A 24,978-nucleotide genomic window follows, 5' to 3' on the forward strand; every position below is an offset into this window, starting at 1 on the left:
ATGGATTTTGAACGGCTCACTCTCGAGAACGAGTCCGAAATTCTTGCTTTGTTGCAGGATGTCTGGCCGCGTCTTTATGGTGCGACCGGCTGTCCGCAATTTTCAGCCGACTATCTGCGCTGGCTCTATGGCGGGCCAGACTGCTCACGTCATCTGTTGCTTGGCTGCCGAGAAAAGGGGCGATTGGTCGGGCTGAAAGCCTATCTGTCGCGCGACCTTCTATTGGACGGCCAAGCGCGATCAGCCAGCCTTTCAACACATCTGACCATCCGGCCAGACCTTGATCCGGCGTCACGTCTGGCCATCGCCGCAGAGCTGTCTCGGCTGCACCCGCTGACAAACGATGGCGCGCACGATCAGCGCGACGCGCTACTTGCCTTTTTCGAAGGAAATAAGACGCTCGTCCGCAATATCACGCGGATGGCCATGCAGCAAAAGCTGAACCTTGTTTCGTTGCCGTTCACGCAGGCGATTGTTAACGTCCGCAAGGTCAATGCAGCTGCCGCAGAGTTCGACAATGTTTCAGTGCGCCAGATCCAACTGGCCGGCGTTCGAGAAATGGTCAGTCGTCTTTTATCGATCGCCCCAGAGAGCCAACTCGTTTGGTGCCCTACAAATGCCATGCGCATTCATCATCTTTCCCAGGCTCCGGGCTCCCTTGTCCTGATCGCTGAAAACGATCAGGGGCAGGTGGATGGCCTCTTAGGCGGGTATCGTATGGATTGGCTGAAAAATGGCTCGGTAACTCAAATGTTCATTATCGAAAGTCTGATCACCAGCGGGACCGCGACGTCCGCGAAATTATTGGCCGAAGCCGCACAGTACAGCGCGATGCAGGGTTTTCGCGGCGTGGTGATAGAGAATTCAACTATGATCGAAGCTGCCGACGCCCGACGATTGGGCATCATGCCGACTCAACGCGAGATGATTTTGGCGGTCCGTTCGCGCCTGCCACTTCCTGATCCGATCAAATCGTTCTCGCTGGATGTGAAATAATTCAACTTCTGCCTGCAGGCCTCTTTCCCTCCAACCGCTGTTTGCGAGTTTCAAGACCCTCGATCGCGGCTTCCCCGATAGAGGCCCGTCTGGCGACATCGATCAAGAGGTCAATCTGCGTGGAATTTGCGTGGGAGCGCGCAATATTGCACAAGATGGTAACCGTGCGCTTGTCAGGCACCGTTGACTCATCAGCTAACCTGTTCAGCAAACGCTCAATCCCTTCTCCGCTGCGCCCGGTCTTTACGTGCGCCTGCAAGGTCAGCGTATCCAGCTGTCTGCGTGAGTTCGGACCAAAGTCATAGTCCCCTTGCTCCAACTCGGTCGCCATCTCGATTACCTCGTCGAAGCCGCCCGTCTGAAACAAATCGATGAACCCTTTCATAACATCGCGAACAGCCGAATCCGATCTGTCGCGAAATTTCAGACGCTCGGTATCATGGCCGCGCGTTTCGGCGTATTTGAGCAGCAAATCGAAATCTGCCGGCCGGCCGACCTTAAACAACGGCCCCCGAGCCAAAGCAAACAAGTGATCGGGGCGCTGATGAGCGGCTGTCAGGCTTTGCCGACCGGTTCGTATTTGATCATTGCCACTGTCGTCGTCGTCCCATGATCCGTCCAGCAAAGACGCGTAGCGGGGATCGAGAAACACCAATTGCAAATGATCCAATGCGTCGCGGTCACGCCCCAAACGCAACAGCGCGGTGACAAAGATGCGATGCAGTTCCATATCTGATGGTCGCTCAAGCAGCAGCGGGCCATCGCGCAAGACCAGCGGCTCTAGCAGGTTTGCGGCCGCCTCAAACTCGTCGGCCATGAGCAACGCATTGCCGTACCCGTGCGCCTCTATTACCTGCTGCCCCTCGGAACGGTCGTTGCATTGCTTTAGAAGGTCGGCGGTGACTCGATCGCCCAAATTCGGTTTGGTGTGGTGCGGGCTGGATTCAAGAAACGTGTATTGAAAATCACTCAGGTAAGCCGCTTCCAATGCTGCAACGTATTCTACGTCGTCGTCGACTTCGTTTATAAAATTGGCGACAGCCGTGCGCTGCAGGCATTTTGACTGATATTGCGATATCAGTGCATCTTGCGCCGAGAAGGTTGATGGTTGCGAGACCGGCGACACCATTAACAGCATCAGCGCATGCTTGTTTGATTGACGCACTGCGTCATGGAACCTGCACAAGCTGTTTTCAACATCCTCGACGCCAAACTCGTGCAATTCGAAGCGTCCGGGATAGTCCGCCGTCATTCGTCTTGTCGGCTGCACATTCATATAGATCCCATTCGCGGAATCGTACCATTGGCGTGTGCTGCCAACCACGCCCAAAATCACATCTGCTTCGGAAATATTTGCATAAGATGAATTGTAGATCCGGCGAATGCGGCGCATCTCGGCATCGGGATAAGCAACGCTGAAATGTAATTGCATATCGACAAGCTCATCGCCGACGGCGACCAGAGCCTCGTCCACGTTTTCGGGCCTCTGAGTTGCCCAGAGTATTTCATTTGTCGCAACATCGAGGTTAAAAATATTGTAGCGCTGGAATTGTTTTACAGCGTCGCCAGGCATATCTGGGTTGTAGGGGCTTGATATGACGTTCTTCCCACCGATCATCAGCGCCTTTTCGATCGATCGAGCAAAACAGTTTCCGGCTACGAAGAATTTCGCGTTCTCAGCGATCATTTTATTCGATTTGATCTCAGGTCGCGCAAATGGAAACAGGCGATCTCGGCCTCGCTTTACGCTTGGATACATCCGGAGCTTATTGCCCGCTGCAATAGAATTGGCTTCTTCAACAGACAGAATTTTCATCGTCGATCGGATATCTGGCGTTAGTCAAGACACACTAAATGGTGGGCGGTGAGGGGCTCGAACCCCCGACATTTTCGGTGTAAACGAAACGCTCTACCAACTGAGCTAACCGCCCCACGACTGGCCTCTTAGCTGTTGCCGTCCAAGGTGGCAAGACGCAAGCTTTCATCCTCTTGCCAGATCTCGTGCTGGCCGTTTCGGATGACCTGAACCGCGCCCTGAAATTGCGCCATTTCGGCAAAACGCTCCATCGGCAATCCTAACGCCACGACCCGCATCATCCGCAGCGTGATCCCGTGGGTCACGATCAGCGCGGGGCCGGTCAGATCGTCAAGAAAGCTGCGGCAGCGCGCGCGCAAAGAGTCAAAGCCCTCGCCCTGCGGCGCCCCGTCATACCAGCCGAATTGGGACCCCGCGAAAAGCTGCGCATTTTGCGCCTTGATATCTTCGTAACGCTGCCCGCTGAAGCCGCCGATATCAATCTCGCACAGGCGCTCATCCTCTTGATAGGGTTGACCGTCAAAGACGATTTGGGCGGTCTGGCGCGCGCGGCCCTGCGGGCTGGCGTAGCGCGCAGCCTCGATCCCGCTGACCAGCCGTGACTGGGCGTGCGCCTGGGCCGTGCCCAGATCGGTCAGGTTAGAGTTCATGCGACCCTGCATCCGCCCTTCGGCGTTCCAGACCGTCTGGCCATGACGCATCAGGTAAAGGTCTGGATAGTCGGGCATCTGTCCTCGCAAAGCAAACGCGGGGCGGTCAATTGCCGCCCCGCGCGCTGATAGCCGCCCGACAATGCGAGCGTCAATCACCAGATGAAATCGTCCGCATCCAGCTGGCCGCGCCGGGTATCCTCGATCACCAGCCGGTGCGACCCATAGGTGAAGTGCACGTCATTGCCGACCTGGTTCAGACGGGCCGAGACATCCGACCAGGTGTTCAGGCCGTTCCAGCTGCGCAGGTCGATATCATCATCGCCCGGCTCGAAATCGGTAATGACGTCGCGCCCGGCGTCAAAGACAAAACGATCTGCCCCTTCATTGCCGGTCAACGTGTCGTATCCGTAGCCGCCATGCAGGGTGTCATTCCCCTCGCCGCCAACCAGACGATCAGCGCCACCGCCCGCAAACAGAAAGTCGTCGCCTTCGCCACCATTGGCAAAGTCATTGCCCGCGCCCAAATTGGCCCGGTCATTGCCCGAAGCGGCCCAGAGCGTGTCATTACCCGTCCCGCCCTCGACCGTGTCATTGCCCTCGCCCGGTTGCAGCATGTCGTGGCCCGCCCCGCCCGACATGAAATCGTCTCCGCTCACATCGCGCAGGACGTCGTTGCCGTCGCTGCCATACATCCGGTCCTCGCCCTTGCCACCCTGGATGATGTCCCGGCCATTGCCGCCCTGCAGGTAGTCATTCTCATCGTCGCCGTTGATCGTGTCATTTCCAGCGCCGCCGAAGATGACGTCCTCGCCGTCCCGACCTGATATGATATCAGCCCACCGCGTGCCGCGCAGAAGGTCTGCCGCGTCCGTACGGTTTATCTGGCGGACCACTTGGCCCGCTTGCAAGGTCAACGGGGACAGCGCGCGCCTATTCCATCAGTCGCCGAAAAAACTCGCGCCGCCGCACAGTTTGCTGAAACTGGGTCAGCGCGGTTGCTGCCAGGGGCGGCCATCGGCCAGTTCCACCGCCAGATGGTCGACCAGCGCCCGCAGCTTGGCCGGCATCGGGCTGACGGGCGGCCAGACCGCCATGATCGGCAGCGCGCGCGTTTCGGCATCGGGCAGGACCTGAATCAACCGCCCGGATTTCAGCACCTCGCTGACAATGAAGCCCGGAAGGATCGCCAGGCCCAGACCGGCGACGGCCATATCGCGCATCGCCTCGCCGTTGTTGATGGTGATGCGGCGGCGCACCGAGGCCGAGACCAACCGCCCGCCCTGCCTGAACTGCCACATCTGGGCATCGGGGATATGGCTGTAGCCGATGACCAGATGGTCGCTCAGGTCAGCCGGGCTGTCAGGCGCCTTGTGCAGGCTTAGGTAATCGGGACTGGCACAGGCGATCAACCGATCCTCGCACAGCTTCCGGCCGATCAGCGCCCCGTCACGGCCCGCACCGACACGGACGGCCAGATCAACCCCCTCGCGTGCCAGATCACGGGTGCGGTCGTCGTAATCGACCTGCAACTCCAGTTCGGGATGGGCGCTGGCAAAGCGTGCCAGAATGGCCGACAGATACATGGTCCCAAAGCTCATCGGGGCGGCGATGGACAGGCTGCCACGCAGGGGCGCTGCGCCGTCCATGCTCCAGGCCGCACTTTCGGTCGCGGCGATCAGATCGGCCAGCGCCGGTCCCAGGCGTTCAGCCAGTCGCAAGGCGGCCTCGGTCGGTGCGATGCGGCCTGCGTGACGGCGGAACAGTGCCGCGCCGATGGCTGTTTCGAAATCAGCGATCCGTTTGGAGACGACCGATTTCGACAGGTTCAGCCGCGCCGCAGCAGAGGTGACGGTGCCAAGCTCCATCACGGCGAGGAAGGTTTGCATCTGGTGAATGTCATATCGCATGGCCGCACCATAGCGCCGCGCGCGGCGTTCGCAATAACCGAACGCCACCTTCGGTATTTGCGGGATAGCGTTCTGACCTGACGCAAGCCACATTGACCTCAACGAAAGGAGACCAATCATGGACCTCACTGGAATTCACCATCTGACAGCAATCACCGCCGACGCAAAGGGCAACAACCGTTTCTACACCGATACGCTTGGGCTGCGCCGGGTGAAAAAGACCGTCAATCAGGACGACACCTCCGCCTACCACCTGTTCTTCGCCGATGGCGCAGGCAGCCCCGGCACTGACCTGACCTTCTTTGACTGGCCCGCCGCCCGGGAACGTCGCGGCACGCATTCGATCAGCCGCACCGGGCTGCGCGTCGATGAAGGCAGCCTGGATTACTGGGCCGGGCGTCTGCGTGATGGCAAGCTGACGCAAGGCGATGTCACGACGCTGGACGGGCGCGGCAGCCTTGATTTCGAGGACCCCGAGGGGCAGCGTTTCCGGCTGACCGCCGCAACCGCAGACGACCCGCATCCCTGGGATCGCAGCCCGGTTCCGGCCGAGCATCAGATCCGTGGGCTCGGCCCGATCACAATCTCGGTGCCCGACCTCGCCCCGACCGAGGCCGTGCTGACGCAGGTGATGAACATGCGCCGGGTGCGTGACTATGCCAGCCCCGATGGCGAGGGGCAGGTGCATGTCTTCGAGATGGGCGAAGGCGGCCCGGCAGCCGAGTTGCACGTTGCTCTGCAACCCGATCTGCCGACCGCACGACAGGGTGCCGGCGCGGTGCATCACGTCGCGTTCCGCACCCCGGATGTGCCGGCGATCCACGAATGGGCAAAGCGACTGCAACAGTTCCGGGTCGCCAGTTCTGGCGAGGTCGAGCGGTACTATTTCCGCTCGCTCTATTTCCGCGAGCCGGGCGGCAACCTGTTCGAGATCGCCACGGACGGACCGGGCTTTGCCGTGGACGAACCCTTCGAGACGATGGGCGAGTCGCTGTCGCTGCCGCCCTTCCTCGAAGCCCGGCGGGCGCAGATCGAGGCCAATCTGAAACCGCTGGACTAAACGTGGATTGAACAGGAATAGGGCGCCTTACCGGGCGCCCTTTTTCTTTGCGTTGAGCGGCTGGTCTATTGCGCCGGGGCGCCCATGATCATCCAGCTTGTGCCAAACCGGTCGGTCAGCATCCCGAAAGCGGATGAAAAGAACGTCGGACCCACGGCCATGCTGATCTGGGCATCAGGCGACAGCGCGTCAAAGATGCGCTTTACCTCGGCCTCGTCCTTCAGCGAAATCGCGACGGACGCGCCGGCCATCTTCTGGCCACCGAATTGCGGCGGCATATCAGCGCCCATCAACACGCCTCCATCGGGCAGATCGACCTGCCCGTGCATGATCCAGCCGGTTTGCTCGGGCGGCATTTCGGGCATTTCGGTGCCTGCGGGCATGTCGGAAAACCGCATCAGTTGCGTGGCGCCGCCGAAAATCTCGGCGTAAGTGGTGAATGCCTCATAGCATTGACCCTGGAATGACAGGTAGGGGGTGAATTGCATGGTGGTTCCTTTCCGCGCGTCAGGCTGGACTTGTGCCTGCCCCGGCTATAGGTAACCGCCGAATTCAGGAAAGGTTGCAATCATGGGCTTTCGCATGGGGATCGTCGGGATGCCGAATGTCGGCAAATCCACGCTGTTCAACGCGCTGACGCGCACCGCCGCCGCGCAGGCCGCGAATTTTCCCTTCTGCACGATCGAACCCAATGTGGGCGAGGTCGCCGTGCCAGATCCCCGGCTGGACAAGCTGGCCGCGATTGCAGGGTCCAAGCAGATCATCCCGACGCGGATCACATTCGTCGATATCGCCGGTCTGGTCAAAGGCGCCAGCAAGGGCGAGGGGCTGGGCAACCAGTTTCTGGCCAATATCCGCGAAACCGACGCCATCGCCCATGTGCTGCGCTGCTTTGAGGATGGCGACGTGACCCATGTCGACGGCCGCGTCGATCCGATCGCCGATGCCGAGGTGATCGAGACCGAATTGATGATCGCCGATATGGAATCGATCGAACGCAGGCTGGCCAATCTTCAACGCAAGTTGAAGGGCGCCGACAAGGAGGCCGTGGCACAGGACCGGCTGTTGAAACAGGCGCTGGCCGTGCTGGAGGGTGGACAGCCTGCCCGCACCGTCGAGGTCGCAGACGAGGATCGCAAGGCCTGGGACATGCTGCAACTGCTGACCGCCAAGCCGGTCCTGTTCGTCTGCAATGTCGAGGAAGACAACGCCGCCACCGGCAACAGCCAATCGGCCCGCGTGGCCGAGATGGCCGCAGCGCAGGGCATGGGTTCGGTGGTGATTTCGGCCAAGATCGAAGAAGAAATCAGCCAGCTTGATGCCGAAGAGGCCGAGATGTTCCTGTCGGAAATGGGGCTGGAAGAGGCCGGTTTGGACCGGCTGATCCGCGCGGGTTACGACCTGCTGGGCCTGCAGACCTATTTCACCGTCGGCCCGAAAGAGGCGCGCGCCTGGACCATCACCAAGGGCACGCTGGCCCCGCAGGCGGCAGGTGTCATCCACGGCGATTTCGAGAAAGGCTTCATCCGTTCGGAAACCATCGCCTTTGCCGATTATATCGCCGGCAATGGCGAGGCCGGCGCGCGCGAGGCCGGCAAGCTGCGCGTCGAGGGCAAGGCCTACGAGGTCAAGGACGGCGACGTCCTGCACTTCCTCTTCAGCGGCTGAGCCACCGCCTAGATCGTGGCGATGACCGCAAGGCAGTCGCCAGCTTGCACCAGCCCCGGAAAATGCCGGGCGGCAAGAATACCGTCGCGATGGGCCGTGACCTCGACCGGGGCCGCGCCGGTACGGTCGAGCGGCCAGATTTTCGCAATGGCCTGATCCTTGCGCACCTGATCGCCCAGATCCGCGAGCGGGTGCAGCAGCCCGTCACGCGTGGCGAAGTGAAAGCAAACGTCATCCGGCATGTCCAGCATGCGGCTGCCGCCCTCCAGCTCGATGCCGCCGGGCAGGATGCCGACATGCCGCAGAACGTTTTGCGCACCGCGAATGGCGATTTCGGCGGATCGGGCCGTGGCGGTGCCACCTCCGCCAAGCTCTGTCGTGACAAAGACCTTGCCCTGCGACTCCACCGCCGTGTCGAACATGCCCACGGCGTCGATCTCGCGCATCATCATGCTGTAGGGTGCGCCAAAGGCACGGACGGCGGCGACGCAGGCGGCCTGCTGGTCCGCATCGTCCAGATAATGCGCAGCCGCATAAGGCAGGAAATCCAATGTCTTGCCGCCTGAATGGTAATCCAGAACGACATCGGCAAGCGGCACCAGCACGTCGTTGATATAATTGGCGATCTTCTGGCTGACGGTACCGTCGGGCTTGCCCGGGAAGGCCCGGTTCATATTGACCTGATCGATCGGGCTGACCCGCGTCCCGGCGCGGACCGCCGGGTAGTTCATATAGGGCAGAATGATGATCCGGCCGCTGATCTCGGCAGGGTCGATCTCATAGGCCAGATGTTGCAGCGCAATCGGGCCTTCGTATTCGTCGCCATGGTTGCCCCCGGTCAACAGCGCCGTCGGCCCCTGCCCGTTCGCAATCACCGTCATCGGGATCATCACACTGCCCCAGGCGCTATCATTGCGGCTATAGGGCAGACGCAGAAAGCCATGGGTCTTGCCGGGACCGTCCAGCGGAATGGTCGGGGAAATCGGGTTTTGGGTCATGCCTTCACCAGCATCTTGCGCGGCATGTCGCAGAACAATTCGGGCGCGCCATCGGTGATGATGATGGATTCCGTGGTTTCATAGCCCCAATCCTCCATCCAGAGGCCGGTCATGAAGTGGAAGGTCATGCCCGGCTTCAGCTCTGTCTGATCCCCCCGGCGCAGCGACATGGTGCGTTCGCCCCAATCGGGCGGATAGCTGAGGCCGATGGGATAGCCGGTGCGGTTGTCCTTGACGATGCCGTAACGGTCCAGAACGGTGAAAAAGGCCGCCGCGATGTCTTCGCAGGCATTGCCGGCGCGGGCAGCGTCCAGCCCGGCCTCCATCCCTTCCAGCACGGCCTTTTCGGCCTCGATCATCTCCTTGGGCGGCTTGCCCAGAAAGATCGTGCGCGATAGCGGGCAGTGATAGCGCTGATAGCAGCCGGCAATTTCGAAGAAGGTGCCCTCGTTGTTCTTCATGGGCTGGTCGTCCCATGTCAGATGCGGCGCGGCGGCGTCTGGCCCTGAGGGCAGCAGCGGCACGATGGCGGGGTAATCGCCGCCATAGCCTACGCCCTCGTCATATCGCAGACCGGCATCATAGATATCGGCCACCAGATCGCATTTGCGCATGCCGACCTCGACCTTGTCGGCGATGCGGCGATGCATGCGTTCGACGAAATGCGCGGCGCGGCGCATATAGGCCAGTTCCTCGTCCGACTTGACCGCGCGCTGCCAGTTGACCAGCCCGGTCGCGTCCAGCAATTGCGCCTCGGGCAGACCGGCCAGCAGGCGCTCATGCGCCTTGGCGGAATACCAGTAATTGTCCATCTCGACGCCGATAAAGCCGCGATGCCAGCCCTTGTCGGCCAACGTGGCCCACAGGTAATCCATCGGGTGGCGCTCGACCGATTGCACATAGTAATCGGGGTAACCGATGATGTGATCGTCGGTCATCCAGACGGTGCGCAGCGCGCCATTGCCGTCCTGCCCGCGCCCGAACCAGATGGGCGAGCCGGTCGGCCCCACAATCACGCATTGATGCACATAGAAGGACCAGCCGTCATAGCCGGTCAGCCAGGCCATGTTGGACGGATCGCTGACGATCAGCAGATCGAGGCCCAGCTTGGCCATGCTTTCGCGCGTCTGGCGCAGGCGGCGTTCATATTCGGCGGTCGAGAACCGTTCGGGGGTGCGCTGCAGTTCGGGCATGACTTATCCTTGCGAAAAGATCGTCAGCACATGGCTGGCGATGGCGGTGTCCTGAATGCCGGTGCCGGTCAGGTCTGCGATGGTGATCTGATCGGTCCCGGTGCGCCCGGGCGCGGCGCCAGAGATGATCTGGCCCAGTTCGGGAAAATCCAGCGGCGGCGCGAACAATCCCGCCAACAGCGCGGCGCGCAGTTCGCCCATGGCCTGCGTCTGGCTGAGCCGGTCGGCGACATACAGATCGGCGCGGTCCAGACACAGCGGGTCCAACTCGTTCTTGCCGGGCTGGTCGCTGCCCATGGCGGTAACGTGCTGCCCGGGTTGCAGCCATTCCGCCCGCAGGATGGGCTGGCTGGCCGGCGTGGTGGTGACGATGATGTCGGCGCCGGCGGCGGCCTGCTGAGGATCAGCCTCGGCGCGCACGGACAAACCGCCCTCGCCGTCCAGTTCAGCGGCCAGCGCGCGCGCCTTGTCCGGATCGCGTGCCCAGATGGCAACCTCGGTGATCGGGCGAACCAGCCGCAATGCCTGCAACTGCATCCGCGCCTGCAGACCGGCGCCAAAGATGGCGACGCGCGCCGCATCCGCACGGGCCAGATGGCGGGCCGCAACACCACCCGCCGCAGCCGTCCGCAGATCGGTCAGGTAACCGTTATCCAGCAGCACCGCACGCACCCGCCCCGTCTCGGCCGACAGCACCACCATCAGCCCCGAGGTCGAGGGCAGCCCGCGCGACGGATTGTCGAAAAAGCCGGGCGAGATCTTGACCGCAAAGCCCGGCAGCCCCGGCACATAGGCGGTTTTCACATCCACCTCGCCATTCACATCGGGCAGATGCATCGACAGCACCGGCGGCATGACCACATCGCCCGCAGCCAGCAGGGCAAAGGCGTTTTCGATCACATCGATCAATGCGGCGTCCAGATAGACGCGGGCGCGCAACTGGTCTTCGTTCAGGATCAGGGTCTCGTCACTCATGTTTCCCCCCGGACGATGGCGGCGTGGCGGCTGGGGTCGATATTGGCACCTGACAGGATCAGCACCAGCGGTCCCTTGGCGGTCAGCTTTTCGGCGATCACCGCACCTGCACCGACCGCGGCCGCGCCCTCGACCATTTCGCCATCCGCAACCGACAATTGGCGAATGCCTGCCGCGATCTCGGCCTCGGTCAGCAGGATCACCTCGTCGACCAGATCACGCACCATCGGAAAGGTCAGGTGGTTTTTCAGGCCGATGCCGCCACCCAGACTGTCGGCCAGCGTCTCTTGCTCTTCGACCTCGACAGGCTGGCCTGCATCAAGGCTGGCGGCCATGGCCGCGCCGCGCTCCATGCTGATGCCGATGATGCCGATATCGGGGCGCAGCGCGCGGACGGCAGCGGCCACCCCGGCCAGCAAACCACCACCGGACAGCGGGATCGCCAGAACTGCGGCATCGGGGATCTGCGTCAGGATCTCTAGCCCCAGTGTCCCCTGCCCGGCGATCACATCGGCATGGTCGAAGGGCGGGATCAGCGCAAAGCCCTCTTCGCGTTGCAACCGCCGCGCCTCCTGGAAGGCCTCGTCCTGACTGGCGCCGATCACGCGCGCCTCGGCACCCAGATCGGCAATCGCATCCAGTTTGTTTTGCGGCACAAGGCGCGAGACACAGATCACAGCCGGGATGCCCTGTTCGCGCGCAGCATGGGCCAGCGCGCGGCCATGGTTGCCGGTCGAGGCGGTTGTCACACCCGCCACCTTGCCCAGACGCGCCACCGCATTGCTGGCGCCGCGCAGTTTGAACGAGCCGGTGATCTGTTGATGTTCGCATTTCAGCCAGACCGGCACACCAGCCTGTCGCGACAGGCTGGCAGACGGCTTGAACGGCGTTTCGCGGACCAGCCCCTGGATGCGATCCTTTGCGGCCCGAATATCGTCTAATGTCACCATGTGCGGCACCTCGTTAAAGAATAGGGGCCAGCCATCGGCAGCCGGGCCTGATCCAGCATGGCCCAGAACAGCGTCAGATTCGACGTCAGCACCGGCTTGCCCAGCATCGCCTCCAGCCGAGGGACGACGCGCAGGGCGGGCAAGGCGGTACAGGACATGAACAGCGCCTGAGCATCACTGTGATCGGCGGCCAGCACCGCGTCAATCATTGCCTGATCGGTCAGCCGCGCCATGTCCCGATCATCCTCGAAACCCATCGAGTTCTGGCTGACCAGTGCGACGCCATTTTGCGCAAAGTAATCCGCCACCGGCACGGCGGTCTGGGGCAGATAGGGTGTCATCAGCGCGATCCGGTCCAGACCAAGCGCCCGCAAGGCCCGCACCGCACCGCCCGCCGGTGTGCTGATCGGGGCGCGATTGTCGCCCAGCAGTGACGGCAGATCATCGCCCAGCACCGCACCAGCCGAGGTGCAGGCGAAACCGATCCCCGCCAGTGGCACATCGGGCACCAGCAAGCTGGCGGCATCGCGAAGACGCGGCCCGGTGGCGCGCAGATTGTCGGGCGTGGTCGGGTTGTCAAAGGCGATCCGTGTGGTGTGCAGCCGCGTGCCCGCGGGCATCAGCATGGCGGCGTCGCCCTCGGTCGTCATGTCGGTTGCCAGTGCAATCAACCCGAACCGCACGACCGGATCGGACTGCAGCAGATCTGACTGCATGTCAGACGACCATCACAGGACAGTCCGCAAGGCCAGTGACCTTATGGCTGACGGACCCCAGCAGATAGCCTTCGGTGCTGCCCAATCCGCGCGAGCCGACCACGATCAGGTCGTGGCCCTTTTCCTTGGCAAAGGCGATGATTGTACGGGCGGGCTGACCGGCCTTGATGAAGGCGCTGACATTCTCGACGCCGGCGTCCTTGGCATGGCTCTTGGCATAGTCGGCGGCATCACGCGCCGCCCCGCGCATCGCGTCGTCCAGATGCCCTGGCTGAGACGCACCGCGCACCATGGACAGCGATGCCTCGAGCATGGCGTGATGGCGATAGACGGTCAGGATGGTCAGCGCCGCGCCCGTCAGCTTGGCCAGCGCGGACGCCTTTTCCAGCGCCCTTTCGGCCCCGACCGACCCATCATAGGGCACCAATATGCGTTCAAACATGTTGCGCCCCCTTATTTATTGAACGCGAGATCACGCAAAAACAGCGCGATTTGCGGAAAGAAGATCAGCGCCACCGACACCGACAGCAGCATCATGATAAAGGGCGGCGTGCCCCGGACCACCTCGGCATAGGGCCGTTTGAAGACCGCGATGGCGGTGAAGATATCGCAACCAAACGGTGGCGTGGCCGAACCGATGGCGACCTGCAGGGTGATGATCGTCCCGACCAGCACCGGGTCCAGCCCGACATCTGCCACAACTGGCGCAAAGATCGGCACAAGGATCAGGATCACGACGATCGGGTCCACGAACATGCAGCCAATGAAAAACGCGACCGAAATGGTGAACAGCACGCCATATTGCCCCATCTGGTCAATGCCGATGCCGCCCAGAATGGCCTGCGGGATCTGCGCAAAGCTGATGACATAGGAAAACGCAGCGCCCGCGCCCACCAGAATAAAGACGACGGCGGTGATCAGCCCCGTCGATTTGGCGGTGGACCACAGGGTTTTCACGTCCATTTCGCGAAACACGATCATCTCGAGGATCAGCGCATAGAGCACACAGGCCGCGGCCGCCTCGGTCGGGGAAAAGATGCCGCCATAGATGCCGCCGACGATGATGACCGGAAAGCCCAATGGCCACAGCGCCGAGCGCACGGCCTTGCCGCGTTCAGGCCAGCTGGTCTTGGGTTCGGTCGGCACATTGTGGCGGACGGCGTAGAAGTAGGAATAGACCGAGAACAGGAACAGGATCAGCAGACCCGGCCCGATGCCCGCGATGAACAGTTCCGAAATCGAAGTGCCCGACACAACGCCATAGATGATCATGCCGATGGAGGGCGGGATCAGAAAGGCGATGTCGGATGCGTTGACGATCAGCGCCAGCACAAAGCTGTCCTTGTAGCCGGCCTTCAACATGCGCGGGCGCAGCGGGCCACCAACGGCAACAACCGTTGCCTGAGTGGAGCCCGACACCGCGCCAAACAGCGTACAGGCGGTTGCGGTCGACACGGCCAGACCGCCCTTGAGATGCCCCACAAAGGCCATCACCAGGTCGATCAGCCGGTTGGCCGATTGCCCGCGCGTCATGATGTCGGCGGCAAAGATGAACATCGGCACGGCGATCAGACTGGCGGGCCTGATCCCGGCCAGAATTTGCTGGACCATCGTGTCCAACTGACCAAAGCCACCGAACAGCATGACAAAGCCGATCAGCGAACCGGCCAGCAGTGGGATCATCATCGGAAAGCCCAGCAGCAGCAGGACGATCATGATGCCGAAAATGGTTGCAGCCATGGATCAGACCTCCTCTTCGCGGGTATCGTCGTAGCCTTCCAGCGTGCTCGTCGACAGCCAGATATCCTTGTCGATCATGTTCTTCACGGTGGTCAGCATGTATTGCAGGCCGGTCAGGAAAAACCCGAGCGGCACCCAGACGATGATCCACCATTGCGGGATCTGCAGCGCCGGCAACAGCCGGCCCCTGCCCATCTGCGCCATCAGGTAATCGACCGAATACCAGCACAGCAGCAGCATCATCGCACCGGTGATGCCCGAGATGATGATCATCATCGTCTTGCGCATCCGAAACGGCATTGCGTCGAAAAAGGCAGACATGCGGATGTGGCGGCCATGGCGCGCGGCATAGGAAATGCCGGCGAAGGTGATCAGGATGATCAGCGCCTGGTTCAGTTCTTCGGAAAAGAAGATGCTCTCGCCCAGCAGATAGCGTCCAACCACATTGGCCACCGTGTTCGCTGCCATCAGCAACACGCCAGCAGCCAGAAGGAACGCTTCGATCTTGGCGATGACCACGTCGATGACACCAAGGATGCCCGGCAGCCCCGAGACATATTTGGAATCGTCGATATCGTCGTCGAGGCTGGGCGTTTCGGCCGCAGCGATCATGTCCGGATCAGGATCCGGAGCCCGCTTGTCATCCAACGTCATGGCCGCTGTCCCTCATGCGCCGTTGCGTCCGTGAAAAGAAGGGGCCCGACCAAAGCGGCCGGGCCCTTTCGGATGGGTTTAGTTGCTTGCGGGCGCTGCCTCTGCGTCGGCAGCTTCGTCGCCTTCCATGGGCTCTTCGTCCATGGTGGCCTCTTCGCCTTCTGCAGCTTCGCCTTCGGCGGCCATATCGTCACCTTCGGCGGCTTCGCCTTCGGCAGCCATATCATCACCAGCACCGCCGCTTGCGGCATCAACGTCGGCTTTCATCTGGTCCAGAATGGCCTGCGCCTGCTCGCCACCGATGTTCAGGAACTCGGCTTCGACCGATTCTGCGGTCGCCTTGAAGGGCGCGCGCTGTTCCTCGGTCAGGGTGGTGATGGTCATGTCAGGCTTGGCTTCCTGGATCTTGGCCAGCGACTCTTCGGTCAGGCCATCCTGATATTCCAGGATATAATCGAAGGCCACGTCGATCGCGTTCTGGACAACCTGCTTGTCCTCGTCGGGCAGGCCCTCGAAGAATTCCTGATTGGCCATCACTGCGGTGGTGAAGTTGTTGTGGCCTGCCCGCGTGATGTGGTCGGTCACTTCATACATCTTGGTCGATTCGATGAAGAAGGCCGGGTTTTCCTGACCCTGAATGATGCCCGTCTGCAGCGCACCGTAGACCTCGCCCCATGGCAGCGGCGTCGGCGTCGCGCCAAATGCCTGATAGCTTTCGACCAGCAGCGGATTGGTCATCACCCGGAATTTGACCTCGTTCAGCGAAGCCGGGTCGGTGACCGGGCCGGTCGTGGTCATCATGACCTCGCCCTCGGGGAACATCGTCAGCAGTTCCAGACCCTGCTCGGCGTAAAGCGGCGGGAACAGCTCGTTGATCGCCTTGGATTCGCGGAAGAACGCGAAAAGCTGATCCTGATCGGCGGGCAGCAGGTAGGGCACAAAGAACACCTGCGCCTCGGGGATCAGCGCGCCGGTAAAGCCTGGCGACTGGTCAACGAATTGCAGGATGCCGGACTGAGCCTGCTCCATGATGTCGGCGCTTTCCCCAAGCGTGCCAAAGGGGAAAAGCTGCACTTCGTGATCGGAATTGGCCTCGACCTCTTCCTTGAATTTCTGGGCGAATTTGCCCTGAACCTCTTCCATCGCCTCTTCGAACGCATAGCGCCACGTATCGGCCTGCGCCAAACCCGAGCCCAGCATCAGGGCGGTAAGGCTGGCGGCAGTGAGTGTCTTGTAGGTCATGTCATCTCCTGTTGTCGCCGATCTGGGCATCAACAACGCCCGACCGATCAATTTGATGCGCCGCACGTTTTCGCGCGGCACTGGCTGTTCCAAGCTTTCGGAGCAACTTCTTTCCGTGTCAATTTATGTATTAAATCATGACAATCTGGGCGGCGGCTGTCAAACAACTCGACACAGTCTATCGCCAGCAATGCTTGATAAAGTGCCCAGGATGCGGGTTTTTCGCGCTCTGCGCTGACTAATGCCGCGGCGGCGATACCAACCGCGCCACCACGTTCAATCCGCGCTCCAGCTCTTGCAGATCGGGGCCGCCAAGACAAATCCGCAGCGCGGCGACGGAATCAATGACCGAAAATCCCGATCCCGGCGCCAGCGCCACGTCCTCGCGCAGGGCGCGATGAATGATGTCCTGTTCGTCGATACCGGGCGGCAGGGGCAGCCAGCGGTGCAAACCATGCGGAAAACCGGTCGCTTCTGCCCCAAGGATGCGCTGCGCCAGCCGGTTGCGTATCGCCAGTTCGACGCGCTGAGCCGCCAACAGATCATCGGCCATGCCACTGTCGATCCAGTCAGACGCGATCTCGGCCATCAGCGGCGTGGCCATCCACGCCATCGCCTGATGCCGGTTCAGCGCCCGCTCGGCCAGCGATTCTGGCATGGTCAGAAAGCCCAGCCGCAGCCCCGGCGACAGCGATTTCGACAGCCCCGTGAAATAAAAGCTGCAATCAGGCGCAAAGCTGCTGACGGGCGGCGGGCGACGCGGCGAAAGCGGCCCCAACGCATCGTTTTCGATGATCGTCAGCCCTGTTTCGCGGGCCGCCAGTGCCAGTTCCTCGCGCCGCTCGCGGTCCATGATGCGGGCAAAGGGGCCGGCGCCCGAGGGCAGCAGAAACACCGCGGTAACCCGGCCGCTGCGCGCCGCGGCCCGCAGCGCATCGGGCAACATGCCGCGCGCGTCGCCGGCAATGCCGCGCAGGCGCAGATGCAAATAACGGCAGGCAGGGGCCAGCGTGTGACAGGTCGAGCTTTCGGTCGCGATTTCGTCGCCCGGCTCGCCCGCACTCATCAGCGCGACCTGCATCGCGGTGGTGTTGCCATTGGTGATCAGGATCCGCTGCGCCGGCACCACCATGCCGCAACGCGCCAGCCAGCTTGCCGCCATGCCGCCATAAAGCGCCATGGTCTGGCGCGGCCGAAAGGAATACATCGCGGGATCCGGCATCCGGTCGGCCACGCGGTGCAGGCTGTCACGCCAGGCCTGTGCAATCAGCGGCAGCCGCACCGGGGTCATCATCGACATGTCGATGGGTGGACGATCGGCGGGTGCGCGAAACCATGGCACCTCGACTGTTTCACGCGGCCCCGACTTTACGAAACTGCCACGCCCGACCTGCCCCGAGATCAGATCGGCGCGGATCAGTTCCTCATAGGCGCGGCTGACAGTCTGCACCGACAGGCCCAGCTGATAGGCCAGATCGCGATGCGGTGGCAGTCGGTCGCCCGACCGCAAGCTGCCGGCGTCAATCGCCGCCGCCATCGCCTGTGCAAGGCTGCGATAGGCCGGGCGGGTGATATCTTCTCGTCTCAGGGGCCAATGCGACATTGGCACAGATTCACCTGTAGACGGCCCCTTGTCCAGATTGACAAAACCGCGGGCTGCGGAAACAAGCGACGCATGACCCAGCCTCGCCTCGATGAACGCGACATTGCCATACTGGCGGTTCTGGCCCGCGAGGGCCGGATCGCCAAGACCGATCTGGCCGCCCGCGTGAACCTGTCCCCTACCCCCTGCTGGGAGCGGATGAAGCGGCTGGAAAAAGCTGGCCTGATCCGTGGGTATCGCGCCGAAATCGACCTGGCAGCACTTGGCCCTCATGTCCAGGTCTTTGTCACGGTCGAACTGGACAGCCACAAGGCGGAGAATTTTCAGACATTCGAACGGGTTGTCGCGCGGATGGATCAGGTCGTCGGGTGCTGGGCCATTGGCGGCGGCTATGATTATCTGATGCAGGTGATCGCGGGCGATGTGGCCGCGTTTCAGGATCTGATGGACGGGCTGCTGGAAAGCCGCGCCGGCGTGCGTCGGTATTTCAGCTATATCGTGACCAAGCCGGTCAAGGAAATGCCGCCGGTTACCGCCTTGCTGGATGTGACGCGCTAGCGAGCTTTTGGCTGGTCCTGGGCCTCGCCATCGCTGAAACCAACCGCCACCAGCTTGCGCCATCGCTTTTGTAGGTGCCCGGAAAACCAATGGGCAAACGCGGCGATGAAGGGCGTCAGAATCCCTGCGTCGATCTCTACATGGTCGCTGGATAGCGTGCCGTCACCCGTCGGCTCGACTGAAATCAGGTGCGTCCAACGGCGGATCATTGGGCTGTGCCCATCATCCAGCAGAAATTGCCGCGCGCCCTGCGCGTCTGGCCGCGACAGGCCGCGAGAGGCCGATAACCTGACGTCCAAAAGGCAGAACACCAAACAGGTACAACCCGACGACGTAAACGCGCGAGTGCCAGCGTTCAGCAACTGCTGAAGGATCGTGCGGCTTGACCATGACCAGCGGTCGGGCGACATAGCGCAACAGTTGGGGCCTGTTCACCTCGGCCCAGATCCGGCTTGGCGATGCCTCCAGTCGCGTTTCCAGAAAGATCTCTTTCACAACACCATCCGCGACACTGCACAGACCTGCGGAAAGATATGCCGGCCAACCGACGATAAACAGAGGATTCCTCTGCCCGCGCCGCCACCTTTAGCGAAATCGCCTGCGCGAGACCGCGCATCTTCCATCCCGAACACGGAGGTGCGCAATGCTTGATGATCTTTCCGACCGCTTGGTCGACCGCCTGACCGATCGGGCGCTATTGACCGATCAGGGCGATTTCCCTGGCAATGGCCGTCTGGCCGTGCGCGACCCCGCCACCGGTGATCTGGTCGCGCAGGTGGCGATCAGCGATGCCACGAGCGCGCGCGATGCGGTGGATGCCGCACAGGCCGCTTTTGCCGGGTGGTCCGTCACCCTGCCCCAACACCGCGCCGATATCCTGCACCGCTGGCACGCGCTGATCATCGAGGCCAAGGAAGACCTTGCGCGCATCATGGTGGCTGAACAGGGCAAACCGATCAGCGAGGCGCGCGGCGAAATCGACTATGCCGCCAGCTTCGTGCAATTCTACGCCGAAGAGGCGCTGCGCCCGAATATCGAAGGCGTCACCAGCCATCTGGCCGATGCGGAAATGGAACTGTGGCGCGAACCCGTGGGCGTCGCCGCGCTGATCACACCGTGGAACTTTCCCTGCGCCATGATCACCCGCAAGGCCGCCGCCGCATTGGGCGCGGGCTGCACCATGGTCATTCACCCTTCGGCTGAAACGCCCCTATCGGCACTGGCGCTGGCGGTGCTGGCACAGCGCGCCGGCTTCCCCGACGGCGTGGTCAATACGGTGATCGGCGATGCCGCCACCATCGTTGGCGAATGGACCGGTGATGCACGGGTGCGGGCGCTGTCTTTCACCGGCTCGACCGAAGTCGGGCGGTTGCTTTATCGTCAATCCGCCGAGACGGTGAAACGTCTGGTGCTGGAACTGGGCGGGCATGCGCCGTTTATCGTCTTCAAGGGCGCCGATCTGGATCGCGCCGTGGCCGAGGCGATCAAGGCGAAATTCGCGACCTCGGGGCAGGATTGTCTGGGCGCGAACCGCTTTTACATCCACCGGCCGATCTATGAAGATTTTTGCGCGCGCTTTACGGCGGCGGTCGAAAAGCTGACGCTTGGTGCGGGCATGAGCGACCCCGATATCGGCCCGCTGATCCACGATCGCCAGATCGAAAAACAGCAGTCCCATGTGGATGACGCGGTCGCCAAAGGTGCGCGTCTGCTGACCGGAGGCAAGGTCGCCACAGACCAGGGCCCGCTGTTCTTCCAGCCGACCGTGCTGGCAGATGTGACCGATGACGCCGCGATCATGCGCGAGGAAACATTTGGCCCCGTCGCAGCGCTTAGCGTGTTTGACGACGAGGACGAGGTGATCGCGCGCGCCAATGCCAGCGAATACGGGCTGGTGGCCTATGTCCACAGCCTTGATCCGCGCCGCATCTATCGCCTGACACGGGCGCTGCAATACGGCATGGTCGCGGTGAACCGCACCAAGGTCACCGGCGCGCCGATCCCGTTTGGCGGGATGAAGCAGTCCGGAATTGGCCGCGAAGGCGCAAGGCAGGGCTTGGAGGCCTTTACCGAAATCAAATATGTCTGTCGCGACTGGGGATGAGTTGCGATTGACCTGCCGCCATATGGAAAACCCGGCCCGGAACACAGAGGCACTGCCCACCCGGAGCGCGACAAAAGAAGAAGGAACAACAAGATGCTGACCAATGACGAACTGGCGAAATGGGACCGCGAGAATTTTTTCCACCCCTCGACCAATCTGGGCCAATTCGCGCGCGGCGAGGCGCCGCAGCGCATCGTCACCGGTGGCGAGGGTGTGTTCATCACCGACCGTGACGGCAACCGCCTGCTGGACGGGTTTGCCGGGCTCTATTGCGTGAACGTCGGCTATGGCCGTCAGGAAATCGCCGAAGCCATCGCCGAACAGGCGCGCGAGCTGGCCTATTACCACGCCTATGCCGGCCACGGGTCCGAGGCGAACATCACGCTGTCGAAAATGGTCATGGACCGCGCGCCAGAAGGCATGGCGCGGGTTTATTTCGGGCTTGGCGGCTCGGACGCGAATGAAACCAACATCAAGCTGATCTGGTATTACAACAATATCCTTGGCCGCCCCGAAAAGAAAAAGATCATCAGCCGCTGGCGTGGTTATCACGGCTCTGGGCTGATGACCGGCAGCCTGACCGGGTTGGAACTGTTCCACAAGAAATTCGATCTGCCGCTGACGCAGGTGATCCATACCGAGGCGCCCTATTATTATCGCCGCCCCGATCTGGCGATGAGCGAGACCGATTTCACCGCCCATTGCGTCGCCAAGCTGGAGGAACTGATCGCAGCCGAAGGGGCCGACACCATCGCCGCCTTCATTGGCGAGCCGGTTCTGGGCACTGGCGGCATCGTGCCGCCGCCCGCCGGTTACTGGCCCGCGATCCAGAAGGTGCTGGACCGCCACGACATCCTGCTGATCGCCGATGAGGTCGTCACCGGCTTTGGCCGTCTTGGGTCGATGTTCGGCAGCGATCACTACGGCATGAAGCCCGACCTGATCACCAGCGCCAAGGGCCTGACCAGCGCCTATGCACCGCTGTCGGCCAGTATCGTCGGGCAGCGCATGTGGGATGTCTTGACCAAGGGCACCGACGAATATGGCGTGCTTGGCCATGGCTGGACCTATTCCGCACATCCGATCGGGGCGGCGGCCGGCATTGCCAACCTCAAACTGATCGACGATCTGGGGTTGGTAAAGAACGCGGGCGAGACGGGTGCCTATTTCGTGCAGACCATGCGCGAGGCCGTGGGCGAGCACGCCAATGTCGGCGAGGTGCGCGGCGAGGGGATGCTGTGCGCGGTCGAACTGGTCGCAGACCGTGACAAACGCCAGTTCTTCGATGCCGCCGATGGCAAGGGCGCCAAGGTCGTCGCCGCGATGCTGAAGCGCGGGGTCATCGCGCGCGCCATGCCGCAAGGCGACATCCTGGGCTTTGCGCCGCCTTTGTGCCTGACGAAAGCCGAAGCCGATCAAATCGTCTCGGTGACGAAGGACTCGATTGCCGAGGTTCTGGGCTAAATCAGCCGGGGCGGGCCCCACACGATCGGATCAATGCAATAGGGGGCGGGCGATCAGCCTGCCCCTTTCTCCATTCTGGACAACTGGTCCAGCGTATCAACATCCCCCAACAGACCGGGCGCGTCGATCAGTGCCCCGGCTGGCAGGTCACGGATCAGACGACCCGCCCCCTGATCACCGCCGAGCGCCGCAATTCTTGGCACCCAGCTTTGCGGAAAACAGGCGGGCGGCATTGGCGGGCCGGTCAGATCGCGGCTGGCCGATGGCATCTCATCGGTGCAGGCTGCCATGACATCGGCAAGCAGCCCCGGCGTAACGTTCGGCATGTCGCCCAGAACGATCAGAATGCGCGCCGGGGCACCGGCTGCGGCAAGCCCCGCCCGCAAGCTGTCGGATTGCTGACCCTGCGCGATGCGGATCACCTCGAATCCGTCCAGATAGGGCGCGGTTTGCGGATCGGTGATGACCGCGATCAGGCGGATCCGTGGCAGATCCCGCAAGGCCTGCGCGGCATGGCCCACCAGCGGCTTGCCCCGAAACGGCACCAGCAGCTTGTTGTCATCGCCAAAACGACGCGACGCCCCCGCCGCCAGCAAAAGCGCGGTGACATCGGCAGGTGGCGGCGCAGAGATGGACATATCGTGATCCTTTGGCGATCCCGGAAGGACTTGAACCCTCAACCTGCCGATTAGAAGTCGGCTGCTCTATCCAGTTGAGCTACGGGACCGTATTGCCGCCTTTTGCGTGATCGGGCGGTCAGGCGCAAGCAGCGCGATCAGCTAGTCGGCGACGCGGCAACCCTGGGCAACGGGTGTGTCTGCCGTCTCGGGCCCCTTGGTGATCATTGCTTCGTCGCCCTTGACCCAGATCTGATAGCCCGGCGCGGTCTGATCGCTGCGATAGCGCGCGCCCGAGGCGGAGCGAACCAGCGTCAGCACCATCAGCTTGCCGTCGATCACCGTCGAGGCATAGCCCGCATCCGATTGCGGCGGGTTGAGAAAGACAACCGGCACGCTCACGCCCCCATCACATCGATAGGTCACGGGCAAAAGTTCAGGCGTCGCCTCGCGCGGCGACATTGCGGCAGCCGGGGCGGCCAGGCAGGTAAGCAACAAGGACAGTCGGTAAATCGACATGGTTCGCCTCACAAATCGCGGGTCATGAAAATACTGTGCGGATCGGGACGGTAGCTGCCAAATGGCGGGCATTCGGCAAAGCCTGCGCGTGAATAGAGGCCGCGCGCCGCGCCGAACGCCTCTTGCGCCCCGGTTTCCAGCGACAAGCGCGACAGTCCCGTGGTTCCTGCGTGGCCAAGCAGATGATCCAGCAGCATTCGCGACAGGCCACGGCCCCGATTTTCGCGCAGGACATGCATGGATTTGATCTCGCCATGACCTTTGGCGATGGTCTTGATGGCCCCCATTGCCACGGGCCGGCCCTCTTCGCGCAGGACGTAAAAGGCGATCTCGGGCCTGTCCAGGTCAGCGCGTGGCATCATATGGATCGATTCGGCGGGTGTCTGGGACTGCATTTCGGCCGCGTGGCGCTGAAACAGCAGCGTCAGATCGTCGGTCAAGGGGCTTTCACGCGTTATCGTCAATGCGTCCATGGCGCGCGGCGATCGGTCGCGAAATTCTCGCCATAGCCACGGGCGCGGATCTTGGGGGCGCGGCCATGCGGGTCGACCACCGTCACCTCGATCCCGCGGAAACGGGCGTATTCCTCGGCCTGCTTGCGGGTGTCGAACCGCAGACGGACCTGACTTTGCGTATCGTCGCTGCTGGTCCATCCCATCAGCGGATCAATCTCGCGCGCGTCAGCCGGCGGGAACTCCAACACCCAGTTCTTGCTGCGGGCATTGCCCGATTGCATGGCGTTACGGGCAGGCTGATAGATGCGGGCGCGCATGGCGGCTCCTTCAAGCGGTGTCGGCATGTTATCGCCAAAGCAGGCGGCCGGATCAAGCCCCCGGAAACGATCTGCCGTGTCAGGGCGTTGACCTTGCGTCACCCAGAGGAGGATACCATGATAGCCACACGCAACCTGTGCCTGATCGCAATTCCGCTGGCGCTTGCCGCCTGCGCGCCGCCACCACCCTCGCCGCCCAATGTCGAGGTTCTGATCGTCGATGAAACGCCGGCGCCGACTGCCGATGACAGCTGTGGTGCAGCGGCCTATCAGCAGTATATCGGGCAGACCTCGCCACAGATCAGCCTGCCCTCTGGCAGTGTGTTCCGGGATTATCGCACCGGCGATCCGGTCACGATGGACCTGAACCCATCCCGGCTGAACTTTGAGTATGACCGCACGGGCAAACTGGTCAAGGTCAGCTGCGGCTGACCCGACAGGCCTGTGATTTCGGGTTGATCGGCGGCGGTGTTAAACTGCCGCTGATCACAATTGCACGGGACCAACGCGATGAAACGCATCACCCTTACCACCCTGGGCCTGCTGGGGCTGGCCGCCTGCCAGCCGGTTCCGCCCCCGCCGCCGGCCACCTGCGATGACAGCTACCAGTCACTCGTCGGCAGCAATATCGGCGCCGTGACCCTGCCCTCGGGCCTGACCCACCGCATCATTCCACCGAACACCGCCTATAACGAAGACTTCAGCCCCGACCGTCTGAACGTCTTTGTCGATGACAAGGGCTGGATCGCACGGGTGACCTGCGGCTAAGCGCC

General features: G+C 62.2%; 29 protein-coding genes and 2 tRNA genes. 8 read left to right on the forward strand and 23 right to left on the reverse strand.

Features of this window, described 5'->3' with window-relative positions; translation table 11 throughout:
* On the forward strand, nt 1-996 hold the full coding sequence (locus CUV01_RS01715; protein ID WP_101458961.1) for a hypothetical protein: 996 nt from the start codon (nt 1-3) through the stop codon (nt 994-996).
* Nucleotide 997: 1 nt separating this feature from the next.
* Here CUV01_RS01715 and CUV01_RS01720 read toward each other — a convergent pair whose 3' ends face one another.
* The 5 genes from CUV01_RS01720 to CUV01_RS01740 all read right to left on the reverse strand — a co-directional run bounded on the left by CUV01_RS01720 (nt 998) and on the right by CUV01_RS01740 (nt 5,420).
* Entirely contained in the window at nt 998-2,812 is a 1,815-nt protein-coding gene (locus CUV01_RS01720) for a GSCFA domain-containing protein (protein WP_101458962.1), read from the reverse strand.
* A 39-nt stretch (nt 2,813-2,851) separates the two neighbouring features.
* Nucleotides 2,852-2,927: transfer RNA gene (locus tag CUV01_RS01725), tRNA-Val, on the reverse strand.
* A 13-nt stretch (nt 2,928-2,940) separates the two neighbouring features.
* Nucleotides 2,941-3,540 (reverse strand): histidine phosphatase family protein, encoded by a 600-nt coding sequence (locus CUV01_RS01730; RefSeq protein ID WP_101458963.1) that lies wholly within the window; start codon nt 3,538-3,540, stop codon nt 2,941-2,943.
* 77 nt (nt 3,541-3,617) lie between these two features.
* Nucleotides 3,618-4,358 carry a calcium-binding protein gene (locus CUV01_RS01735; protein WP_101461790.1) on the reverse strand — a complete coding sequence of 247 codons (741 nt, stop codon included), beginning with the start codon at nt 4,356-4,358 and terminating at the stop codon, nt 3,618-3,620.
* Nucleotides 4,359-4,451: 93 nt separating this feature from the next.
* Nucleotides 4,452-5,420: a LysR family transcriptional regulator gene (locus CUV01_RS01740; protein WP_338418333.1), complete on the reverse strand. Its 969-nt coding sequence runs from the start codon at nt 5,418-5,420 to the stop codon at nt 4,452-4,454.
* A gap of 70 nt (nt 5,421-5,490) precedes the next feature.
* Between CUV01_RS01740 and CUV01_RS01745 the strand changes: the two genes are divergently transcribed.
* Nucleotides 5,491-6,432 (forward strand): ring-cleaving dioxygenase, encoded by a 942-nt coding sequence (locus CUV01_RS01745; RefSeq protein ID WP_101458964.1) that lies wholly within the window; start codon nt 5,491-5,493, stop codon nt 6,430-6,432.
* 65 nt (nt 6,433-6,497) lie between these two features.
* Here CUV01_RS01745 and CUV01_RS01750 read toward each other — a convergent pair whose 3' ends face one another.
* A complete protein-coding gene (locus CUV01_RS01750) occupies nt 6,498-6,920 on the reverse strand; it encodes a VOC family protein (RefSeq protein ID WP_101458965.1) in 423 nt (140 codons plus the stop codon).
* A gap of 82 nt (nt 6,921-7,002) precedes the next feature.
* On the opposite strand from CUV01_RS01750, the gene ychF reads away from it, so the two are divergent.
* Nucleotides 7,003-8,100, forward strand: coding sequence for a redox-regulated ATPase YchF (ychF, locus tag CUV01_RS01755; protein ID WP_101458966.1), 1,098 nt, complete (start codon nt 7,003-7,005; stop codon nt 8,098-8,100).
* Nucleotides 8,101-8,108: 8 nt separating this feature from the next.
* On the opposite strand, the gene doeB is transcribed toward ychF, so the two are convergent.
* From doeB to ehuR, 10 genes are all read right to left on the reverse strand, one after another.
* Nucleotides 8,109-9,098, reverse strand: a complete 990-nt coding sequence (gene doeB / locus CUV01_RS01760; RefSeq protein WP_101458967.1) for a N(2)-acetyl-L-2,4-diaminobutanoate deacetylase DoeB — start codon at nt 9,096-9,098, stop codon at nt 8,109-8,111.
* Nucleotides 9,095-10,291, reverse strand: coding sequence for an ectoine hydrolase DoeA (doeA, locus tag CUV01_RS01765; RefSeq protein WP_101458968.1), 1,197 nt, complete (start codon nt 10,289-10,291; stop codon nt 9,095-9,097). Before doeA ends, doeB begins: the two co-directional genes overlap by 4 nt.
* 3 nt (nt 10,292-10,294) lie before the next feature.
* Nucleotides 10,295-11,266, reverse strand: coding sequence for an ectoine utilization protein EutC (gene eutC, locus CUV01_RS01770; protein ID WP_101458969.1), 972 nt, complete (start codon nt 11,264-11,266; stop codon nt 10,295-10,297).
* Nucleotides 11,263-12,216, reverse strand: coding sequence for a hydroxyectoine utilization dehydratase EutB (gene eutB / locus CUV01_RS01775; protein ID WP_101458970.1), 954 nt, complete (start codon nt 12,214-12,216; stop codon nt 11,263-11,265). Before eutB ends, eutC begins: the two co-directional genes overlap by 4 nt.
* On the reverse strand, nt 12,210-12,932 hold the full coding sequence (locus CUV01_RS01780; RefSeq protein ID WP_101458971.1) for a maleate cis-trans isomerase family protein: 723 nt from the start codon (nt 12,930-12,932) through the stop codon (nt 12,210-12,212). The genes eutB and CUV01_RS01780 overlap by 7 nt, the downstream gene beginning before the upstream one ends.
* 1 nt (nt 12,933) lies before the next feature.
* Nucleotides 12,934-13,374: a universal stress protein gene (locus CUV01_RS01785; protein ID WP_101458972.1), complete on the reverse strand. Its 441-nt coding sequence runs from the start codon at nt 13,372-13,374 to the stop codon at nt 12,934-12,936.
* 11 nt (nt 13,375-13,385) lie between these two features.
* Nucleotides 13,386-14,672, reverse strand: coding sequence for a TRAP transporter large permease (locus tag CUV01_RS01790; RefSeq protein WP_101458973.1), 1,287 nt, complete (start codon nt 14,670-14,672; stop codon nt 13,386-13,388).
* A 3-nt stretch (nt 14,673-14,675) separates the two neighbouring features.
* Nucleotides 14,676-15,284: a TRAP transporter small permease gene (locus CUV01_RS01795; protein WP_101461792.1), complete on the reverse strand. Its 609-nt coding sequence runs from the start codon at nt 15,282-15,284 to the stop codon at nt 14,676-14,678.
* 120 nt (nt 15,285-15,404) lie between these two features.
* Complete coding sequence (locus CUV01_RS01800; protein ID WP_198731862.1) at nt 15,405-16,568, reverse strand: TRAP transporter substrate-binding protein; 1,164 nt, start codon at nt 16,566-16,568, stop codon at nt 15,405-15,407.
* A 238-nt stretch (nt 16,569-16,806) separates the two neighbouring features.
* The gene (gene ehuR, locus CUV01_RS01805; RefSeq protein WP_101458974.1) at nt 16,807-18,171 is read right to left on the reverse strand and encodes a MocR-like ectoine utilization transcription factor EhuR; all 1,365 of its coding nucleotides are present in this window, start codon (nt 18,169-18,171) and stop codon (nt 16,807-16,809) included.
* A 72-nt stretch (nt 18,172-18,243) separates the two neighbouring features.
* On the opposite strand from ehuR, the gene CUV01_RS01810 reads away from it, so the two are divergent.
* Nucleotides 18,244-18,729 carry an Lrp/AsnC family transcriptional regulator gene (locus CUV01_RS01810; protein ID WP_101458975.1) on the forward strand — a complete coding sequence of 162 codons (486 nt, stop codon included), beginning with the start codon at nt 18,244-18,246 and terminating at the stop codon, nt 18,727-18,729.
* Here the strand turns inward: CUV01_RS01810 and CUV01_RS01815 are convergent.
* On the reverse strand, nt 18,726-18,938 hold the full coding sequence (locus CUV01_RS01815; RefSeq protein ID WP_101458976.1) for a hypothetical protein: 213 nt from the start codon (nt 18,936-18,938) through the stop codon (nt 18,726-18,728). The two genes, CUV01_RS01810 and CUV01_RS01815, sit on opposite strands and share 4 nt — an antisense overlap.
* A 13-nt stretch (nt 18,939-18,951) precedes the next feature.
* Complete coding sequence (locus tag CUV01_RS01820) at nt 18,952-19,224, reverse strand: hypothetical protein (protein ID WP_101458977.1); 273 nt, start codon at nt 19,222-19,224, stop codon at nt 18,952-18,954.
* A 148-nt stretch (nt 19,225-19,372) separates the two neighbouring features.
* Here CUV01_RS01820 and CUV01_RS01825 point away from each other — a divergent pair, with 148 nt between their 5' ends.
* Entirely contained in the window at nt 19,373-20,833 is a 1,461-nt protein-coding gene (locus tag CUV01_RS01825) for an NAD-dependent succinate-semialdehyde dehydrogenase (RefSeq protein ID WP_101458978.1), read from the forward strand.
* A gap of 93 nt (nt 20,834-20,926) precedes the next feature.
* Nucleotides 20,927-22,297 carry an aspartate aminotransferase family protein gene (locus CUV01_RS01830; RefSeq protein WP_101458979.1) on the forward strand — a complete coding sequence of 457 codons (1,371 nt, stop codon included), beginning with the start codon at nt 20,927-20,929 and terminating at the stop codon, nt 22,295-22,297.
* Between the two features lie 53 nt (nt 22,298-22,350).
* Here CUV01_RS01830 and CUV01_RS01835 read toward each other — a convergent pair whose 3' ends face one another.
* From CUV01_RS01835 to CUV01_RS01855, 5 genes are all read right to left on the reverse strand, one after another.
* On the reverse strand, nt 22,351-22,935 hold the full coding sequence (locus CUV01_RS01835; RefSeq protein WP_101458980.1) for a nucleotidyltransferase family protein: 585 nt from the start codon (nt 22,933-22,935) through the stop codon (nt 22,351-22,353).
* Nucleotides 22,936-22,947: 12 nt separating this feature from the next.
* Nucleotides 22,948-23,024: transfer RNA gene (locus tag CUV01_RS01840), tRNA-Arg, on the reverse strand.
* A 52-nt stretch (nt 23,025-23,076) separates the two neighbouring features.
* On the reverse strand, nt 23,077-23,433 hold the full coding sequence (locus CUV01_RS01845) for an MliC family protein (protein WP_157994754.1): 357 nt from the start codon (nt 23,431-23,433) through the stop codon (nt 23,077-23,079).
* Between the two features lie 8 nt (nt 23,434-23,441).
* Entirely contained in the window at nt 23,442-23,873 is a 432-nt protein-coding gene (locus CUV01_RS01850; protein WP_338418334.1) for a GNAT family N-acetyltransferase, read from the reverse strand.
* Between the two features lie 20 nt (nt 23,874-23,893).
* Nucleotides 23,894-24,205 (reverse strand): ETC complex I subunit, encoded by a 312-nt coding sequence (locus CUV01_RS01855; protein WP_101461793.1) that lies wholly within the window; start codon nt 24,203-24,205, stop codon nt 23,894-23,896.
* A gap of 117 nt (nt 24,206-24,322) precedes the next feature.
* On the opposite strand from CUV01_RS01855, the gene CUV01_RS01860 reads away from it, so the two are divergent.
* The gene (locus CUV01_RS01860; protein ID WP_101458983.1) at nt 24,323-24,637 is read left to right on the forward strand and encodes an I78 family peptidase inhibitor; all 315 of its coding nucleotides are present in this window, start codon (nt 24,323-24,325) and stop codon (nt 24,635-24,637) included.
* Between the two features lie 78 nt (nt 24,638-24,715).
* Nucleotides 24,716-24,973: an I78 family peptidase inhibitor gene (locus CUV01_RS01865; RefSeq protein ID WP_101458984.1), complete on the forward strand. Its 258-nt coding sequence runs from the start codon at nt 24,716-24,718 to the stop codon at nt 24,971-24,973.
* The last annotated feature ends 5 nt before the right edge of the window (nt 24,974-24,978 follow it).

Source organism: Paracoccus tegillarcae (genome assembly GCF_002847305.1).
Taxonomy (GTDB): Bacteria; Pseudomonadota; Alphaproteobacteria; order Rhodobacterales; family Rhodobacteraceae; genus Paracoccus; species Paracoccus tegillarcae.

What these genes read in the sequence shown, in the direction of transcription:
- CUV01_RS01715 (WP_101458961.1), top strand. Translation starts at nt 1, where the DNA reads ATGGATTTTGAACGGCTCACTCTCGAGAACGAGTCCGAAATTCTTGCT.
- CUV01_RS01720 (WP_101458962.1), bottom strand. Translation starts at nt 2,812, where the DNA reads ATGAAAATTCTGTCTGTTGAAGAAGCCAATTCTATTGCAGCGGGCAAT.
- CUV01_RS01730 (WP_101458963.1), bottom strand. Translation starts at nt 3,540, where the DNA reads ATGCCCGACTATCCAGACCTTTACCTGATGCGTCATGGCCAGACGGTC.
- CUV01_RS01745 (WP_101458964.1), top strand. Translation starts at nt 5,491, where the DNA reads ATGGACCTCACTGGAATTCACCATCTGACAGCAATCACCGCCGACGCA.
- CUV01_RS01750 (WP_101458965.1), bottom strand. Translation starts at nt 6,920, where the DNA reads ATGCAATTCACCCCCTACCTGTCATTCCAGGGTCAATGCTATGAGGCA.
- ychF (WP_101458966.1), top strand. Translation starts at nt 7,003, where the DNA reads ATGGGCTTTCGCATGGGGATCGTCGGGATGCCGAATGTCGGCAAATCC.
- doeB (WP_101458967.1), bottom strand. Translation starts at nt 9,098, where the DNA reads ATGACCCAAAACCCGATTTCCCCGACCATTCCGCTGGACGGTCCCGGC.
- doeA (WP_101458968.1), bottom strand. Translation starts at nt 10,291, where the DNA reads ATGCCCGAACTGCAGCGCACCCCCGAACGGTTCTCGACCGCCGAATAT.
- eutC (WP_101458969.1), bottom strand. Translation starts at nt 11,266, where the DNA reads ATGAGTGACGAGACCCTGATCCTGAACGAAGACCAGTTGCGCGCCCGC.
- eutB (WP_101458970.1), bottom strand. Translation starts at nt 12,216, where the DNA reads ATGGTGACATTAGACGATATTCGGGCCGCAAAGGATCGCATCCAGGGG.
- CUV01_RS01780 (WP_101458971.1), bottom strand. Translation starts at nt 12,932, where the DNA reads ATGCAGTCAGATCTGCTGCAGTCCGATCCGGTCGTGCGGTTCGGGTTG.
- CUV01_RS01785 (WP_101458972.1), bottom strand. Translation starts at nt 13,374, where the DNA reads ATGTTTGAACGCATATTGGTGCCCTATGATGGGTCGGTCGGGGCCGAA.
- CUV01_RS01790 (WP_101458973.1), bottom strand. Translation starts at nt 14,672, where the DNA reads ATGGCTGCAACCATTTTCGGCATCATGATCGTCCTGCTGCTGCTGGGC.
- CUV01_RS01795 (WP_101461792.1), bottom strand. Translation starts at nt 15,284, where the DNA reads ATGATCGCTGCGGCCGAAACGCCCAGCCTCGACGACGATATCGACGAT.
- CUV01_RS01800 (WP_198731862.1), bottom strand. Translation starts at nt 16,568, where the DNA reads ATGACCTACAAGACACTCACTGCCGCCAGCCTTACCGCCCTGATGCTG.
- ehuR (WP_101458974.1), bottom strand. Translation starts at nt 18,171, where the DNA reads ATGTCGCATTGGCCCCTGAGACGAGAAGATATCACCCGCCCGGCCTAT.
- CUV01_RS01810 (WP_101458975.1), top strand. Translation starts at nt 18,244, where the DNA reads ATGACCCAGCCTCGCCTCGATGAACGCGACATTGCCATACTGGCGGTT.
- CUV01_RS01815 (WP_101458976.1), bottom strand. Translation starts at nt 18,938, where the DNA reads ATGATCCGCCGTTGGACGCACCTGATTTCAGTCGAGCCGACGGGTGAC.
- CUV01_RS01825 (WP_101458978.1), top strand. Translation starts at nt 19,373, where the DNA reads ATGCTTGATGATCTTTCCGACCGCTTGGTCGACCGCCTGACCGATCGG.
- CUV01_RS01830 (WP_101458979.1), top strand. Translation starts at nt 20,927, where the DNA reads ATGCTGACCAATGACGAACTGGCGAAATGGGACCGCGAGAATTTTTTC.
- CUV01_RS01835 (WP_101458980.1), bottom strand. Translation starts at nt 22,935, where the DNA reads ATGTCCATCTCTGCGCCGCCACCTGCCGATGTCACCGCGCTTTTGCTG.
- CUV01_RS01845 (WP_157994754.1), bottom strand. Translation starts at nt 23,433, where the DNA reads ATGTCGATTTACCGACTGTCCTTGTTGCTTACCTGCCTGGCCGCCCCG.
- CUV01_RS01855 (WP_101461793.1), bottom strand. Translation starts at nt 24,205, where the DNA reads ATGCGCGCCCGCATCTATCAGCCTGCCCGTAACGCCATGCAATCGGGC.
- CUV01_RS01860 (WP_101458983.1), top strand. Translation starts at nt 24,323, where the DNA reads ATGATAGCCACACGCAACCTGTGCCTGATCGCAATTCCGCTGGCGCTT.
- CUV01_RS01865 (WP_101458984.1), top strand. Translation starts at nt 24,716, where the DNA reads ATGAAACGCATCACCCTTACCACCCTGGGCCTGCTGGGGCTGGCCGCC.